This window comes from Burkholderia sp. PvR073, assembly GCF_054055695.1.
Genome location: NZ_JBSRXO010000006.1, coordinates 1 through 16,323, shown reverse-complemented (window position 1 = coordinate 16,323; position 16,323 = coordinate 1). Strand labels below are relative to the sequence as shown.

Annotated in this window: 15 protein-coding genes and 1 tRNA gene; 3 read left to right on the top strand and 13 right to left on the bottom strand. The window is 62.3% G+C overall.

Features of this window, described 5'->3' with window-relative positions; all coding sequences use genetic code 11:
* The 6 genes from urtB to hemN all read right to left on the bottom strand — a co-directional run bounded on the left by urtB (position 1) and on the right by hemN (position 6,263).
* A complete protein-coding gene (urtB, locus tag ACVK00_RS19000; protein WP_354122927.1) occupies positions 1 to 1,620 on the bottom strand; it encodes an urea ABC transporter permease subunit UrtB in 1,620 nt (539 codons plus the stop codon).
* A gap of 141 nt (positions 1,621 to 1,761) precedes the next feature.
* Positions 1,762 to 3,069, bottom strand: coding sequence for an urea ABC transporter substrate-binding protein (gene urtA / locus ACVK00_RS18995; RefSeq protein WP_284888890.1), 1,308 nt, complete (start codon positions 3,067 to 3,069; stop codon positions 1,762 to 1,764).
* A gap of 377 nt (positions 3,070 to 3,446) precedes the next feature.
* On the bottom strand, positions 3,447 to 3,770 hold the full coding sequence (locus ACVK00_RS18990; protein WP_006752102.1) for a rhodanese-like domain-containing protein: 324 nt from the start codon (positions 3,768 to 3,770) through the stop codon (positions 3,447 to 3,449).
* A gap of 11 nt (positions 3,771 to 3,781) precedes the next feature.
* Positions 3,782 to 4,438, bottom strand: coding sequence for a protein-L-isoaspartate O-methyltransferase family protein (locus tag ACVK00_RS18985; RefSeq protein WP_284888891.1), 657 nt, complete (start codon positions 4,436 to 4,438; stop codon positions 3,782 to 3,784).
* Between the two features lie 104 nt (positions 4,439 to 4,542).
* Positions 4,543 to 4,800 (bottom strand): hypothetical protein, encoded by a 258-nt coding sequence (locus ACVK00_RS18980; RefSeq protein ID WP_006752100.1) that lies wholly within the window; start codon positions 4,798 to 4,800, stop codon positions 4,543 to 4,545.
* Between the two features lie 71 nt (positions 4,801 to 4,871).
* Positions 4,872 to 6,263 (bottom strand): oxygen-independent coproporphyrinogen III oxidase, encoded by a 1,392-nt coding sequence (gene hemN / locus ACVK00_RS18975; RefSeq protein ID WP_284888892.1) that lies wholly within the window; start codon positions 6,261 to 6,263, stop codon positions 4,872 to 4,874.
* Positions 6,264 to 6,434: 171 nt separating this feature from the next.
* Between hemN and ACVK00_RS18970 the strand changes: the two genes are divergently transcribed.
* From ACVK00_RS18970 to ACVK00_RS18960, 3 genes are all read left to right on the top strand, one after another.
* Positions 6,435 to 6,752: a YkgJ family cysteine cluster protein gene (locus tag ACVK00_RS18970; protein ID WP_284888893.1), complete on the top strand. Its 318-nt coding sequence runs from the start codon at positions 6,435 to 6,437 to the stop codon at positions 6,750 to 6,752.
* A 137-nt stretch (positions 6,753 to 6,889) separates the two neighbouring features.
* Positions 6,890 to 7,471 (top strand): DUF1439 domain-containing protein, encoded by a 582-nt coding sequence (locus ACVK00_RS18965; RefSeq protein ID WP_138848145.1) that lies wholly within the window; start codon positions 6,890 to 6,892, stop codon positions 7,469 to 7,471.
* An 80-nt stretch (positions 7,472 to 7,551) separates the two neighbouring features.
* Positions 7,552 to 8,382 (top strand): undecaprenyl-diphosphate phosphatase, encoded by an 831-nt coding sequence (locus ACVK00_RS18960; RefSeq protein ID WP_284888894.1) that lies wholly within the window; start codon positions 7,552 to 7,554, stop codon positions 8,380 to 8,382.
* A 115-nt stretch (positions 8,383 to 8,497) separates the two neighbouring features.
* Here ACVK00_RS18960 and trmB read toward each other — a convergent pair whose 3' ends face one another.
* The 7 genes from trmB to ACVK00_RS18925 form a co-directional block, all read right to left on the bottom strand.
* Positions 8,498 to 9,265, bottom strand: a complete 768-nt coding sequence (gene trmB, locus ACVK00_RS18955; protein ID WP_105831573.1) for a tRNA (guanosine(46)-N7)-methyltransferase TrmB — start codon at positions 9,263 to 9,265, stop codon at positions 8,498 to 8,500.
* Between the two features lie 133 nt (positions 9,266 to 9,398).
* Positions 9,399 to 9,473: transfer RNA gene (locus tag ACVK00_RS18950), tRNA-Gly, on the bottom strand.
* A 196-nt stretch (positions 9,474 to 9,669) separates the two neighbouring features.
* Entirely contained in the window at positions 9,670 to 11,790 is a 2,121-nt protein-coding gene (locus ACVK00_RS18945) for a hypothetical protein (RefSeq protein WP_354122928.1), read from the bottom strand.
* 281 nt (positions 11,791 to 12,071) lie between these two features.
* Positions 12,072 to 13,292 carry an HNH endonuclease gene (locus tag ACVK00_RS18940; protein ID WP_354122929.1) on the bottom strand — a complete coding sequence of 407 codons (1,221 nt, stop codon included), beginning with the start codon at positions 13,290 to 13,292 and terminating at the stop codon, positions 12,072 to 12,074.
* Between the two features lie 105 nt (positions 13,293 to 13,397).
* Positions 13,398 to 14,153, bottom strand: coding sequence for a DUF3944 domain-containing protein (locus tag ACVK00_RS18935; protein WP_354122930.1), 756 nt, complete (start codon positions 14,151 to 14,153; stop codon positions 13,398 to 13,400).
* 156 nt (positions 14,154 to 14,309) lie between these two features.
* A complete protein-coding gene (locus ACVK00_RS18930) occupies positions 14,310 to 15,263 on the bottom strand; it encodes a retron St85 family RNA-directed DNA polymerase (protein ID WP_354122931.1) in 954 nt (317 codons plus the stop codon).
* The gene (locus ACVK00_RS18925; protein ID WP_354122932.1) at positions 15,208 to 16,173 is read right to left on the bottom strand and encodes a retron St85 family effector protein; all 966 of its coding nucleotides are present in this window, start codon (positions 16,171 to 16,173) and stop codon (positions 15,208 to 15,210) included. The genes ACVK00_RS18930 and ACVK00_RS18925 overlap by 56 nt, the downstream gene beginning before the upstream one ends.
* Positions 16,174 to 16,323 lie beyond the last annotated feature (150 nt).

Genomic DNA, 16,323 nt, shown 5'->3' with positions numbered 1-16,323 from the left:
TCACGCCTCCGCGCTGCGGCCCTTCGGGGCGAACATGCCCTGCGGACGTTTCTGGATGAACAGCACGATCATCACGAGCACCGCGATCTTCGCGAGCACGGCGCCCCAGAACGGCTCGATCGCCTTGCTGACGAGACCGAGCCCGAAGCCGCCGAGCACGGTGCCGGCGATCTGGCCGACCCCGCCGAGCACCACCGCCATGAACGAATCGATGATGTAGTTCTGCCCGAGATCGGGGCCCACGTTGCCGATCTGCGATAGCGCGCAGCCGCCGAGGCCCGCGATACCCGCGCCGAACGCGAACGCATACGCATCGACGCGCGCGGTTTTCACGCCGACGCATGCGGCCATCCGACGGTTCTGCGTGACCGCGCGCACGAACAGGCCGAGCCGCGTCTTCGTCAGCACGCCCCAAGCGACGAACACGACCGCGAGCGCGAACGCGAGGATCGCGAGCCGGTTGTACGGCAGGATCAGGTTCTGCATCACGGTCACGCCGCCGCTCATCCACGACGGGTTCACGACCTGCACGTTCTGCGCGCCGAACAGCATGCGCGTCGCCTGGATCAGGATCAGGCTGACGCCGAACGTCGCGAGCAGCGTCTCGAGCGGGCGGCCGTACAGGTGCCGCAGCACCAGACGTTCAAGCACGATGCCGACCAGCGCGGCCGCCGCGAACGACACGGGCACCGCGACGAGCGGATACCAGTCGAACGCGGCCGGCGCATGGCGCTGGATCAGCGTCTGCACGACATAGGTTGCGTACGCACCGATCATCAGGAATTCACCGTGCGCCATGTTGATCACGCCGATCAGCCCGTACGTGATCGCGAGGCCGAGCGCCGCGAGCAGCAGCACGCTGCCGAGCGACAGGCCCGCGAACACGGTGCCCACGATCTCGCCGCGGCGCTGCAGCGCGTGCAACGCGTCGAGCCCTTGCTGTGCGGCTGCGCGTACCCGCGCGTCGGGTTCCGTGTAGCTGCCGTCGGCGTTCTTCGCGACGAGCGGGCGCAACTGCTCGATCATGTCGAGATCGCTGCGCGCGGCCACCACCTGCACGGCTTCGAGACGCTTCGCCGGATCGGCATCGTGCAGCGCGGCGATGGCCCACAGTGCGTCGAGGCGGCGCTTCAATGCCGGGTCGGTTTCCTTCGCGCGTGCACGCTCGATCATCGGCTTGAGTGCCGAATCGGGCGACTTCAGCAGCGCGTCGATCGCGTCGCGACGCGCGGCGACATCGGGCGATGCGAGCGCGAGACCCGACAGCGCGCCGGCGATCTTCGTGCGCAGCAGGTTGTTCAGCATCACGGGCTGCGCGTCGCCGGCCGGCGTCGCGGCCTGCGTCAGCGCATCGTGCGCGGTGTCGCCGGTCTGGATCAGCAGGCGGCCGTCGCCGGTCGCGAGCGCGTCGCCGGTCGACAGCGCATTGAGCAGCGCGACGGCGCGCGGATCGGCATCGGCGGCGATCCGTTTGATCGCGGTTGTTTTCGCGTCGAAGTCGTCGCCGGCGAGCGCGGCGGTATCGGCGGCCGTCAGGGCGAACGCGGCGCGCGGCAGCGCGCAGGTCAGCGCGGCACAGGCGACGACCGCGACGGCGGCGCGGCGAAAGCGGGTAGGCATCGGGAGATCCTGTCGGGCGTGGAAAAGCGAATGCGTGCGGCGGTGCGTGGGCGCGTGCGGCTCGTCACCGCACGCGTGGCGGCATGCCCGCGGCAGCCTGCGAGCGAAGCGCCACACCGGTGTGCAGCGCTCCGCATCGCATCAGGCGAGCGCCGCGCGCTGCCGCCGCAGGAAGGCCGGGATCGAGCTGACGATGTCCGGCTTGCCCTGGTTGCCCGCGATGAACGGGCTCCACGGCTGCGCGCGGACCGCGGTCTTCGTCTTCCACACGACGTTGAATTGCCCGTCGCCGCGAATCTCGCCGATCATCACCGGCTTGTGCAGGTGGTGGTTGCCGTCCATCGAGAGCGTGAAGCCCGACGGCGCGGCGACGCTCTGGCCGATCATCGCGACGCGCACCTTGTCGACGTCGGTGCTCTTCGCCTTCTCGACGGCCTGCTTCCACATGTGGATGCCCACATAGGTCGCCTCCATCGGGTCGTTGGTCACGCGCTTCGCGCCGCCCGGCAGGTTGTTCGCCTTCACCCACGCGGCGAACTGGTCCTTGAACTTCGTGTTCGTCGGGTTCTTCACCGACATGAAGTAGTTCCACGCGGCGAGATGGCCGACGAGCGGCTTCGTGTCGATCCCGCGCAGTTCTTCCTCGCCGACCGAGAAGGCGACCACCGGCACGTCGGTCGCCTTGATCCCCTGGTTGCCGAGCTCCTTGTAGAACGGCACGTTCGAATCGCCGTTGATCGTCGAGATCACGGTCGTCTTGCCGCCCTGCGCGAAGGTCTTGATGTTCGCGACGATCGTCTGGTAATCGCTGTGGCCGAACGGCGTGTAGACCTCCTGAATGTCGGCGTCCTTCACGCCCTTCGATTTCAGGAACGCACGCAGGATCTTGTTGGTCGTGCGCGGATACACGTAGTCGGTGCCGAGCAGGAAGAAGCGCTTCGCGCCGCCGCCTTCCGCGCCCATCAGGTACTCGACGGCCGGTATCGCCTGCTGGTTCGGCGCGGCGCCCGTGTAGAACACGTTGCGCGACATTTCCTCGCCTTCGTACTGCACCGGGTAGTAGAGCAGGCCATTCAGTTCCTCGAACACCGGCAGCACCGACTTGCGCGACACCGACGTCCAGCAGCCGAACACGCACGCGACCTTGTCCTGCGTGAGCAGCTGGCGCGCCTTCTCCGCGAACAGCGGCCAGTTCGATGCGGGATCGACGACCACCGGCTCGAGCTTGCGGCCCATCACGCCGCCGTTCTTGTTGATGTCGGCGATCGTCATCAGCGCCGTGTCCTTCAGCGACGTTTCGGAGATCGCCATCGTGCCCGACAGCGAATGCAGGATGCCGACCTTGATCGGGCCCGTGCCCGCATCGGCCGCTTGCGCGAACGGACTCTTGCCCGCCAGCGCGAGTGCACCGGCCATCGAACCGAACTTCAGCAGACTGCGACGTTTCATCGGGTTCCCCTTGACGTGTTGGATTTGCGTGCGCCGTGGTGGCGCCGGCATACCAGTAACGCAAGGCATGTGCCAGTCGCGCGGATGCACGCTGGGCGTGCCTGACCGGGGTGGCTCGAGGGGCGCAGGCGGTGCACATGACGCGTCGTGCAGCATGCGCGATCCGTTGCGGTGCAGTCGCGCGGGCGCAAATGGTGCACGACGCGCTCGCCGAGGCACCGAAGTCAACGGGAAGAGGGTGAAACACGGAAGCAGAAACGCAAACGGGCGCGCAAAGCGCGCCCGTTCGGCGGGGACCGGTGCGACCGGCGGCAATGGGCCGGTCGGCGTGGCGGCGCGCGATGCGCCGCCGGGAAGGTCGGTAACTCGTCGGTAACTCAGTAACGCGGCACGGACGGATCGACATCACGCGACCACGCGTCGATGCCGCCCTGCAGGTTGTACAGCTTCGTGAAGCCGCGCGATTCGAGGAACATCGCGACCTGCGCGCTGCGCATGCCGTGATGGCACACGCAGACGATTTCGGCTTCGTCGTCGAGCTCTTCGCTGCGCGCGGGGATCTGCTGCATCGGGATCGACACGCTGCCGGCGATCTGCGCGGTCGAGATTTCCCACGGTTCGCGCACGTCGAGCACGACCGGCGCGGGACGCGCCGGATCGCGAAGCCATTCCGCGAGCATCGCGGCAGTCAGGATCTGCATGGGGCCGCCGCTCAGAACTTGAAACGCGACGGTTCGATCGCGTTGACGAGGTGGTCGACGTAGGTCTCGAACACGTCGGCGACACGGTACTGCTTGTCGTCGATGCGCGTGATGATCTGCGCCTTCATCACCGGACGGCCGCCGACGAACGCCGACAGGCGGCCGCCGATCTTCAGCTGTTCCAGCATCTGCTGCGGCACGACCGGCAGGCCGCCCGCGACGCAGATCACGTCGTACGGCGCCTTGTCGGGCCAGCCGAGCGAACCGTCGCCGAGCGCGACTTCCGCGTTCGTCACGCCGTCGTTGCGCAGGTTGTCGGCCGCGAACTTCGCGATGGCCGGATCGATCTCGACGGCCGTCACGTGCAGCGTGCGATGCGCGAACAGCGCGGCCAGGTAGCCGGAGCCCGCGCCGATCACGAGCACGTTCTCGTGCTTCTTGACCGCCAGTTCCTGCAGCACGCGCGCTTCGACGCGCGGGAACAGCATCTTGCTGCGGCCGCCGGGCAGCGGCAGCTCGAGGTCGGCGAACGCGAGATCGCGATGTTCGGGCGACACGTAGTTTTCACGCTTGACGATCGACAGCAGGCCCAGGACGTCCAGATCCAGCACGTCCCACGGCCGGATCTGTTGTTCGATCATGTTGAAACGCGCGTTTTCGATATTCATGGTGTGGTCACGCAGCCAGGTCGGCCATCAGCGGGGATAGAGAAACTTCGTGATTGTACCAAACGGGGCGGCGGCGAAGCCTTCAGACGGCCTGCAACAGACCTTTACCCCTTGCTCTTCTTGATCTGCGCTTCGAACGCGAGGTCGAGCTTGCTCGCCTTGCGCGGTTTTTGGGGGCCGAATTGGTCGACGAACTTGACGAACTCGTCGAGCGGCAGCGGCTCGCTGCGCTTCTCGGCGGTGCCGCCCGAGCGGTCGACCAGATAGAACAGGCCGCCCGCCATCGCGACGGCCGCGAACTGCGGGTTGCCGGACCGGGTCTTCAGGCGTTCGACCGCGTGGGTCGCTTTGGTGGTGCGCATCGTGCGGGTTCTTGCAGGGCGTTGAGCCCGTTACTTTATCAAACCGGCCGCCCGCATGCGGCCGTGCGGCGTCAGACGGTGCGCGAGTAGCCCTGGCGCGGCGTCTGGCCGAGGTAGGCGTCGAACGCCATCGCGATGTTGCGCACGACCATCCGGCCGGCCGGGTGAATCGTCAGGCGGTCGCCGGCGACCGTCAGCAGCCCGTCCTGCTCGAACCCGCGCAGCGCGTCGAGCTCGCGCGCGAAGTGGTCGGCGAAGCGGATCCCGTGCGCCGCCTCGATATGCGAGAACGGCAATTCGAGGTTGCACATCAGTTGCGTGATCACGTCGCGGCGCAGCCGATCGTCGGCCGTGAGCCGCACGCCGCGCGCGATCGGCAGCCGGCCCGCGTCGAGTGCGGCGCCATAGGCGGGCAGATCCTTCGCGTTCTGCGCGTAGACGTCGCCGACCTTGCCGATCGACGACACGCCGAAACCGATCAGGTCCGTATCCGCGCGCGTGCTGTAGCCCTGGAAATTGCGCTGCAGCGTGCCGTTGCGCTGCGCGCGCACGAGTTCGTCGGAGGGCCGCGCGAAGTGATCCATCCCGATGTACACGTAGCCGGCCGACGTCAGCATGTCGATCGCGAGGCCGAGCAGCGCGATGCGCGTTTCGGGCGGCGGCAGCGTCGCATCGTCGATCTGCCGCTGCATCTTGAACAGGTGCGGCATGTGCGCGTAGCCGAATACGGACAGGCGGTCCGGCGCGAGTTCGATGATCGTATCGAGCGTGCGTGCGAACACGGCGACCGTCTGGTGCGGCAGCCCGTAGATCAGGTCGACGCTGACCGAGTGGAAGCCCGTCGTGCGCGCGGCGGACAACAGGTCGGCCGTCATCGCGAGCGGCTGGATCCGGTTGATCGCCTGCTGCACGGCCGGATCGAAATCCTGCACGCCGAGGCTCAGCCGGTTGAAGCCGATGTTGCGCAGGTGGACGAGCGTCGCGGGCGTGACCGTGCGCGGGTCGATCTCGATCGAGAACTCGGCGTCGGTGTCCGGCGCGAGCACGAAATAATCGCGGGTGGCCGCCATCAGTTCGGCCATTTCGGCGTCGGACAGGAAGGTCGGCGTGCCGCCGCCCCAGTGCAGCTGCGTGACCGGGCGCGCGGGATCGAACAGCGCGGCCTGCAGCGCCAGCTCGCGTTTCAGTTGCTCGAGATACGGGCGCGCGCGGCGATGGTTGTTGGTCGCGATCTTGTTGCAGCCGCAATAGAAGCAGGCCGTATTGCAGAACGGGATATGGAAGTACAGCGACAGATCGCTCGACGACGCGCCGGGATCGCGCGCGGCACGCAGGTAGTCGGCCGGGTCGAAATCGTCGCGGAACTGCAGCGCGGTAGGGTAGGACGTATAGCGCGGCCCGTTCACGCCGTACTTCGCGAGCAAATCGGGACGGAACATCGTGTCGGCAGAACCGGAACTCATGCTGGCCTCGCGCTTTTCAGATGGTTTCGAGTATATAAACGCGTGTTTCGGCTGCATTGTGTAATAACGTCGCAGCCGGCGATGGCACAATGCGCGGTGGGCTGCCGCACGCCGCGTCCGGTTGCCGCACCGTTTTTTTGTTGTTCTTGAGAGAGCCGAGTGTCCGTCGAAATGCCTGTCCGTCCGGCGCCCGCCGATGCCCTGCCGCCGCATGCGTGCCGCGAGGGGTGCGGCGCGTGCTGCATCGCGCCGTCGATTTCCTCGCCGATTCCGGGGATGCCCGACGGCAAGCCGGCCGGCGTGCGCTGCGTGCAGCTCGGCGACGACCTGCGCTGCCGGATCTTCGGCCGGCCCGAGCGTCCCGCGTGCTGTTCCGGGCTGCAGCCGTCCGCCGAGATGTGCGGTGCGTCGCGCGACGACGCGCTCGCGTGGCTGACGCGCCTCGAGGTCGCGACCCAGCCCGCGCCCGGCACCGGCGCTTCTCGTTGACGCATGGTCGTCGTGCACCGCCTCGCTGACGGAACCCGCGGCGTGTGCGCAAGCACTAACTTTGGTCCACGGCCCCGATGCGGCGGCCGAACCGATGGCACGACTGCCGCTTCGCCCGATACAGGAGATTGTCCAGCATGACCGCATCTTGCACGCCCGGCCGGCGCCGTTTCCTCGCCGTCTGCGCCGGCGCCATCGGCGTGTCGGTATCGCTCGCCGCCTGCGCGTCGACGTTCCCGTTCATCCCCGATCACTACACGTTCTCACGCGGCGACGTGCAGAAAGCCGTCGCGCGCAAGTTCCCGTACCAGAAGACCGTCGCGCAGGTCGTCGACGTGTCGCTCGCGAATCCGGCCGTCAACCTGCTGCCCGACCAGAACCGCGTCGCCGTACAGCTCGACGCGCATTTCGCGAGTCCGTTCCTGAGCGAGCCGGTGAGCGGCAAGTTCACCGTGTCGGGCCAGCTGGCGTACGACGCGCCGAGCCGCTCGGTCGTGTTGAAGGCGCCGGCCGTCGACAGCCTCGTGCTCGACGGCAACGCGCAGATGTATGCGCAACAGGTCGGCGCGGCCGCTGGCCTGCTCGCGACGCAGGTGCTGACCAACTATCCGATCTACACGTTCAAGCCCGAGCAACTGCAATTTGCCGGAGTGAACTACGAACCCGGTACAATTACGATTCTTACAAACGGCATACGCGTGGCGATCGTCGAAAAGTGACGACGTACCGCGCGCGGCCGGGCGGGCCGCGGCGGTGACGCGGCCCATTCTCTTTCGACTACTTCGGAGTTGGGCCACGGATGGACTGGATCCTGATCTGCAAGGCATTGATCCTCGGCGTCGTCGAGGGGCTGACGGAATTCCTCCCGGTGTCGAGCACCGGCCACCTGATCGTCGCGGGCAGCTTCCTGAATTTCAACGATGCGCACGCGAAGACCTTCGACGTCGTGATCCAGTTCGGCGCGATCCTCGCGGTCTGCTGGGAATACCGGCAACGGATCGTGTCCATCGTGTCCGGTCTGCCGAGCCGGCCCGACGCGCAGCGCTTCACGCTGAACGTCGTGATCGCGACGATTCCCGCGATCGCGCTCGGCCTGCTGTTCGAGAAGAAGATCAAGGCCGTGCTGTTCTCGCCGGTGCCGGTCGCATTCGCGCTCGTGGTCGGCGGCGCGATCATCCTGTGGGCCGAGGCGCGGCAGCGCGAACGCAGCGAACCGCCGCGCGTGCAGTCGATCGATGCGCTCACGCCGCTCGACGCGCTGAAGGTCGGCCTCGCGCAATGTTTCGCGCTGGTGCCGGGCATGTCGCGCTCGGGCTCGACGATCATCGGCGGGATGCTGTTCGGCCTCGACCGGCGCGTCGCGACCGAATTCTCGTTCTTCCTCGCGATTCCGATCATCTTCGGCGCGACGCTCTATGAAACGGTCAAGGACTGGCAGGCGTTCACGGTCGACTCGCTCGGCCTGTTCGCGCTCGGGCTCGTTGCCGCGTTTGTCAGCGCGTTCGTGTGCGTGCGCTGGCTGCTGCGTTTCGTCGCGACGCACGACTTCACCGTGTTCGCGTGGTACCGGATCGCGTTCGGCCTGTTCGTGCTGCTCGTGGGTTATAGCGGGTGGCTGAACTGGGCGTGATGCTGGTGCGCAGGCGACGGCGCTTCCAATGAAGAACGGCCCGATCGGCAGATGCCGGTCGGGCCGTTCTTCATTGCGCGGCGCGCAGCGTGCGGTGCGCCGTCGCAGCGGGGATTCAGGCGGCGCGCTTGCGGAACACCAGGTCCCACACGCCGTGGCCGAGCCGCAACCCGCGCCGTTCGAACTTCGTGACGGGGCGGTAGTCGGGACGCGGCGCGTAGTCGGCGGCCGTGTTTTCGAGCGACGGTTCGGCGCCGAGCACTTCCAGCATCTGTTCCGCGTAGTTCTGCCAGTCGGTCGCGCAATGCAGATAGGCGCCGGGCTTCAGGCGCGACGCGAGGTGCGCGACGAGCGGCGGCTGGATCAGCCGGCGCTTGTGGTGGCGCGCCTTGTGCCACGGATCCGGGAAGAAGATGTGCACGCCGTCGAGGCTTTCCGGCGCGAGCATGTGCTCGAGCACTTCGACCGCGTCGTGCTGGATGATGCGGATGTTCGGCAGATCCTGCTCGCCGATCAGCTTCAGCAGCGCGCCGACGCCCGGCTCGTGCACCTCGACGCCGAGGAAGTCGTCGCCCGGGCGGTGCGCGGCGATTTCCGCGGTCGACGCGCCCATCCCGAAGCCGATCTCGAGGATGCGCGGTGCGCTGCGGCCGAACACGGCGTCCCAGTCGGGAATTTCAGATGTGTAGGGGACGACGAAGCGCGGGCCGAACTCGTCGAGCGCGCGGCGCTGGCCGGTCGACACGCGGCCGGCGCGCGTCACGAAGCTGCGGATGCGGCGGTGGTGCAGCGGATTGACTTCGTCGGCGCCGTCGGCGGCTTCGTCGGGGAGGGCGGCGTCGTCCGGCGGCAGGCCGGCTTCGTTCGGATCGTCGTGCATCATCGGTGACAGAGAAAGGCTCGGTTCGGGGCGCGGGCCCGTTACGCGCAGCGGTGCGCCGGATGAACGGGCACATGGTACAAAAAAGCCGCCTTCGACGAGGCGGCTCTTGCGTTGGCTGCCGTGCAGCCGAAAGTGGAGCGGGCGATGGGAATCGAACCCACGTCATCAGCTTGGGAAGCTGAGGTAATGGCCATTATACGACGCCCGCAGAACTGGCAATTCTACAGGGGTTTGGGTGGGGATGGCAAGCGTCGGATTTTGGCTGCTGGCATCGAAACTGGCAGGGCTCGATGCCGGAGCGATGGCGTCGCTGGTGCGCGTTCATCGGGGTTCGGTCAAGGGCGGTGGACTGAAGTCGATTGCTAAAGGGTACCAGTGGTACCCTTTAGCGAAAGGCGTCCGACTCACTTTGCGGCTTCCTTAATCACTGCTTGGACATACTCTCGGGTCTGAGCGCTGTAGTTTTTCATTTTGGCATCTTGAAACGAAAGCCCAACGATGCTCCCAAGTGCCTTGGGGTCAAGGAGATACATGAGCCCCTCCACGGTTAAAACCTGATCGTCGAGTAGCTTTTTTCGAAGCGCCTCACCAACGTCGCCCTTGCTCATCCGAGCGTGTTCGATCTTGTCCTTGAACCGTGCTAACTGTCCTTTGCTGTGGGATCGGAAAGCAATTACCAATCGGCGTAGTGCCCGCAACGCGTCAGCAGTCTCGGGGGCCTCTGCTTTCGGCTGAGGGATCGAGTAACCGTTCCATGGATACGCTTGTGAACCCGGCCAGGTGACCTTCAGGTCAGCGTTCGCACGAACCGTGATCAACGGCGCTGTTGGCTCTACGATACTGTCTTGCACCTCTAAGAGCACCAATGGCGTCTCACCTCCCGTGTCCACGAGGTTCTCGCTGAAACCAGAGCTCTGCGGATCCGGCTTTATGATCAGTTCGGAGCAACGCAGCACGAGCGTTCGAGCTTGAATGGTTATTGGCGCAAGGAGTTCTAGTTGCCTACCGTCGCCCATCTCGACATCCAAGCAATTCGAGTCGACGAACACCCCTGACAACTTACGTCCTAGGCGTAGGGTTTCATCAGACCTCGTCTTCATGTCGATGCGAATGACCTGTCCCGTTTCAGGCGTTGAGATGCTAATTTCGATATCAACCAACTTGGGGGTATTGCTGGGCTCAGATGAGTCGACATCGCCTTCAACGGCCAATCGAACTACTTCTCCCGGGCCGGCCTTTGCCTGAAGCGATTCGAAGAGCGCACCAAGGTGTCCCGCAGGAACGCTATCTTGCTGCTCGAGAGCGCGGTAAAAGTCAAAAAGAAATGGATTGGGCGCGTGCCTATCACCAGTCACGTAGCCTTCAGCTGCACGGCTGAGCTTGACGTCACTCGTTTTTAGCGCATGCGCCACAATGGCCGCGGTGAAAACTGCACCGGAGGGTGTACGGCCGGTACCATCAAGAAACGGGTGCTGTTCGATGAAACTTGTCACCGCCTTTTCGTAAGGCGCGACGCAGTGTGAAGGAAGGTCGATGTGATTGCCAGAATACTCAACCTGGAGGATCCGGCTGGCCAGGCGGGCTAACTGTTCCGTGGGTTCATAGGCTCCTTGTTCAGGAAAATCAGGAATCGTCTGGCGCATCTGGGTTACGAGTTTTCCAGATTCGCGGACAAGAATCTCCGTGGTCAGCTGTTTCAAAATCTGACCTTCGACGTCTGTCAATCGTTGAGACTGAATTTGCGCCGGGTTCGCTTGGCTCGCTATAACTTTGGCGACCGCTTCAAGAACTGGTGCATACCCGGCGAAATGGTTTCCATCTTTCGAAGATGCCGCTATTAAGCGGTCTACGATCTCAGTTGCCACTCGGATGTACTCTCCCTCATGCGTTTTTAGCGGACCAGTCAGTTGTTGATGAGAAGTGCGTGCGAGCCGATGGAGAGCGGCCAGAACAAACTTGATGGCGTTGTCCCTGCTAAAAAACTGAATATCGAAGATTGGGCAGCTGAGCGCGTCATTGACATTCAATTGCACCCAGCACTCGTCCACAATTCCAACTCGTCCAAGTAGTATCAGTGGCAAGGATCCTGACTTTGCTACGTTTACTACGTCGTGAAGGAAATCCTCGAATGCCGACTGGGTAACTCGCAGTCGAGCTTCATCAAGGGCGTCAATGACCAACGTAACTCGCCCTGCCTTCCAATCGTCGAAGAGACCGTTGTTCACCAATCCCCCGACGACGTAACTTCCGCCAACGGCCTCCGCAACAGCCAAGTCGACATAGACGGCGCCCGTCGCCGCGCACAACTCTTGCGCGAAAGTTGACTTGCCGACTGCCCCTGGCGCTGCGACAAGCCAAACCGGAGCAGCGAGGTCGTCGAATCCACTTCGAAGCACAAGCCCTGCCTCGACGAACGATTCAGCAGGGGCGCAGTCCGAAACCCATCCTGCCTTCGTCATTGATGCGGGTGTATGGCCTACGGTAGGCAGCCTCTTTTTCCAGAATTGCTCGATGCTGTAGTTCATTGGTTCTCTCTCGCTTGGGTGTAGTTGCATTAATTTTGAAAGCTTCCGAGCCGCGGTAGATTCATGCATTGATCGACCATTGCTGACAATGGACCGCGTTTGTGATCTGGCTACGGCAGTTCGGGGCGATTTCGGTTTCGGCCTATCGCGCGTAGATTTCACCGAAAGTCTGCTGATATTTCTCGAAACGTTCCAGGGTTCGAGGCGGGCGAGGTGGATGCGAGGCTCATCGAATCCGCGTGGGCGATATACAGCGGTCGCCCGTCCGAACTCTGACGCTGCTACTCACGTACCAGCTCAGTCACCTTTCCATAGAGCGTTTCTCGGTATGCGCGAGCGTCTTTGGAAAAGTGCAGCCGCCGGTGGCAGTTCGGGCAAACGGCGACCGCATTCGTCACCGCATCCGACCCGCCATCCGCGAGCTGGCGGAGGTGATGAACTTCGAGAAACGGACCATTTGCCCCCGAAAATGGCGCGGGTTGGTCGCAAGCCTCGCAGTTGTCCTTCGCTCGCTTAAGCACCCATGCTTTGACCTTGAGGTCGCGCACGAAGCTGGTGGTCGTTGATGTTGTTGTGCCTGGGGCTTTATTGCCATCGGGCCGTTCCTCTAGAGTCTCGCGAATCTCGGCGATGGTTACGGCTTCGGCAGCCCGAGACAATTCCTGTCGACCTTCCAACTCGCCGATGATGGCTTCTATCTGTCCGGCAACCCTTACCCCAACATTTGTTGCCGGTGGGAGACCCGGTATCCAATCGCGTCCCATGAGTTCCAGAACGTAGGAGATGTTCCGCATCCTGTATTCGCAAGATTTTTCGGATCGGCCAATTTGCGCGGCGAGATTTCGATAGACCTGTCGTTTCACAACCGGACGAGCGTCTCGGAAACGACGGGTCATATCCAAGTAGGCAGCTACCGAGACCCTCAACTCCGGCTCGGACCAACTACCGGCTGACGGTTCGTCCGGCGTCACGCTCCCATTCCCATTAAGAGGGCCGTAACTGGGCTTGGCTAATCGGTCGATGTCAATTTCTTTCGTTTCGTACGCGATTTTGTTGCGTTGCACCAAGCGAAGCCATATCGCCTTTCCGTCCACGGACTCCCTGATTTCGGGGCAGTCAAACAGCTGAGAGCTTGCACATCTTCCCGAGTCGACATCCTTCAAGATTCCGACAACGGGCACATGTTGCTCGAAGGCGAGATCTATCCGCCGCATGTGAGCTACATGCGTCCGCCTCGAGGTTTTCGATGGCGCGTTGGGCATGCAATACCAATAGGTGCCGGTAGCTCGATCTTTACAGATCGCAACATCGCCCTTGATGCGCTTACCTTGGCGATCCTTTTCGCTGTGGTAGTTCCATATGGTCGTCAGGAGACGTGAAGCCTTCCCTTTTGCAGCTTCTTCGGCTGAAACATCGAACTTGGACCACTGGTATCCAGGTCGTTGTGCTCCAAGTTCGATAAATGCTTCGTCATGCGATTTGTCGAAGAGGGTTGACGTCACGCTGCTGTCTCCAGTCGCAAATAGTTCGGCTACAACGGCAGCCCTTCGCTTTGCGACCTATGAATGTGGCGAATAGCGGGTCCCGCGCGGCTTTGCATTCGGCGGTCAGCCGAACTTGACCTGATCGGCCATCTCGCCGTACATCTGCTGTTGCCGCAAGGCGGCGATTTGGATTACTGCGGGGATTGTCACGCGGTAAGCTGCGCCGGCGATATCGACTGCGGTCCATACGCCGCTAATGATCCAGCCGATCGGACCGGTCAGAATCGCCATAGTACGGGTCAGCAGAATATTCCCACCGAACGACAGGCCACGGCCGATCAGGGCTTTGAGCACCGCGTTAACGATGATCAGTGTGAGCTGGTAGGACTTAAAGCCGCCAGCGCGGAAGACGGTTTGGAAAACCATGACCAGCGCTGGCGAGGTGATGGTGGCGAAGTTCTCGATGCCCAATTCCTTGGCCAGTTCGCGGAGTTGCTCAGGCGTCATCTTTGCGAGGGCGTCCTGAAGGATCTTCATTAGCAGGTTGCCCTCGATGGTCTCTACCGATGATTTGGCGTTGTAGTTCACATCTAGCTTGTCACAGACATCACACAGTACTTCTTTGTAGAGCACCCCCTGGCCGCCGCGGAACATCGTAGCGAATGTGTTGGCTCCGAAGCACTGAACTTCCGCAGCAATAAGTTGCCAGTATTTGCTATGGTCGGGGGCGTACTTCTTGTACGTGTCCGACATTGTCAGCTCCTCGGTCAGCCGAGCGCTTCCATCTTTGTCGTGCGTCAGGCAGAGCACTAGCTCGTTGAGCTCGCTCGATTTCATCTTCCCAAGAAATTCCAGGTCTGGGTCGTGACGATATGCCATTTGTATTCTTTGCTCCGTGCTTTTGATTGTATCGTCGGCAGTCGCCGCCGTCTCGATGCATTTACGGCATGAGACTGAAAACCTTAAGTGGAGGCGCCTAGCAAATCACTAGAAAGGTGCAAGTGTTTGTGCCCGGGCTAGGGGCCCAGAGGTGCCTCAAATGGAATTTAAAGCTCGCCCGCGCAACTTCGCGATCTCCGCGTGGTATCTAAACGATAGCCGCGTGAATAAGTCAGGATCCGCGTGCTCGACAAACGCTAGATGGCCTCGCAGCTTTTCGTTTTCCGTGGGCTTCAAGCGTCCGGTCGAAAATAGCTTCAGTAGCATCCGAATGTGATCCCTGTAGTTCGCGTGGATGCCAACGTCCCCATCGTTGTTCACGCGCAATCCGGTGATGAGGGTCGTTCCTCCCTTGCGGCTCATGAACCGAGTCTTCGATTCGTTGATGGATAGCTTGGGGCTCGGCGTTGACGCCAGCAGGCTCCGTATCTCCGATAAGAATTCGTTGCACGCTCCTTTCCTATCCGTAGAAAACACGAAGTCGTCCGCATACCGTGTGAGGGCCGCCTGACCAAAGCGAACCGAATCGCGCGATATCGCCGTCGCCAGAGCTGTATCCAACTCGAGCATGACAATGTTTGCAATTCTCGGCGACGTCATGTAGCCGACTGGCAGCCTGTCGGCGCGATCGAAGCACGCGTTACGCACCACTGCCTCCAAATCTCCGCCAGACGCCCATTCGGGAAGCAACTCGCGTGACCTTGACAGTGCGAGCAGCAGATCGCGAGAGCGAATCGATGGAAAAAAATTCGATAAATCGATTCGGACGGAATACAGGGACTTGCTGTGAGTTCGCGCGTTCTTGACGATTGAAGTTCCGGGTTCAAACGCGGTAGCAATGGGGCTTACCGGTGCATTAGACAGAACGCGAGAATCAAGCCAACTCAATGCAAGCTTAAGTTCGGAAGCGGGCTGAATCATTATCCGTTCGCCGCCAGAGCGTTTGGGGACCTTGATTTTTCTAAATCGAACGTGAGCTAGTCGCAGAGCGCTTTCAAGCAGCGATTGCGGGACCGACAGCTCGCTCGACATGCGTTCCACGATGTTCATCGGCAAATCGCTTTGGGTTTGTTTGGAGGTGGTATCGTCGAAACGTTGCCATCAGCGCGTTCGTATCTGCTACGTATTGCAGGAATGGCGTAGTTGTAGTTGCTCGGAATACCCAGTCGGTGCCTACCTGATTGCTAACAATAAGTCTCGCCTCGCGAAGAATTCCAAGCAGGCTTTTCGCCATGTCGAAGCTTTTCTTCCCGAACGCGGTGATGAGGACGTCAATGAGCTCGGCGTGGGTGACAGGACCCACGAACAAAACGAGATCATGGATGAAATAGAGGCTCAGTTTGCTAGTAGACAGGTCCCCGACGTCCGAACTTGTGGGCTTCCCGACTGAAACCGGCCTGGCGTCAACCGCTGCTTTGAGATCGCTAAAGATCGCGCCGATCCCATCGGTCTTCGATAGGCCGTCTGCACCCATCGGATACCAAAGTATCGGTGATTTGCATTCGGTTGCTGCTGCAAGAGGGCCGGTGTCTATGAATGAGCCGTTTCCGCGGAACTGCGAGTCGTTAACTATGATTAGTTTTTCTCTCAGCGTTTGGTGGGCAAACGCGCCCAGCTCGCAGAAGGCGCTCGGACTTTCAAGAACAATGAGGATCCGATCTGCGATTGCCGAGATTTCGTGCTCGAGGTCCAACGCATTCTTACCGTGGCCGACCTTAGCCAACTCATTGAACACGCCCTCGGCGTAGATCACCCGGTAATCGGGCGAAATGCTTTCAACGAAGCGTTTAATTGCCTGTCGCCTCGGGGAGGGTACCCCAGGACTGCGGTTCGCTCCGCAGAGAAACAAGAGGCGGTTCGCTCGTGACAGAGATGGATGGCGAACACCCAATCGCGCGGCGAATTTCGCCAACTGCTTGCTTATCGCACTGTTCTTGTGTTTTAAGTCGCGCACGAGCATGCCTACTAGAGCGTCGATGGGGGGCCGGTTTTGGGGGGGGGGGGGGGGGGGGGGGGGGGGGCCCGGCGCCCCCGCCCCCCCGCGCGGGAAAAAAAAAAAAAGAGAGGGGCCCGCCCCCCCCCGCGACAAACACAAAAAAAAAAAAAACGG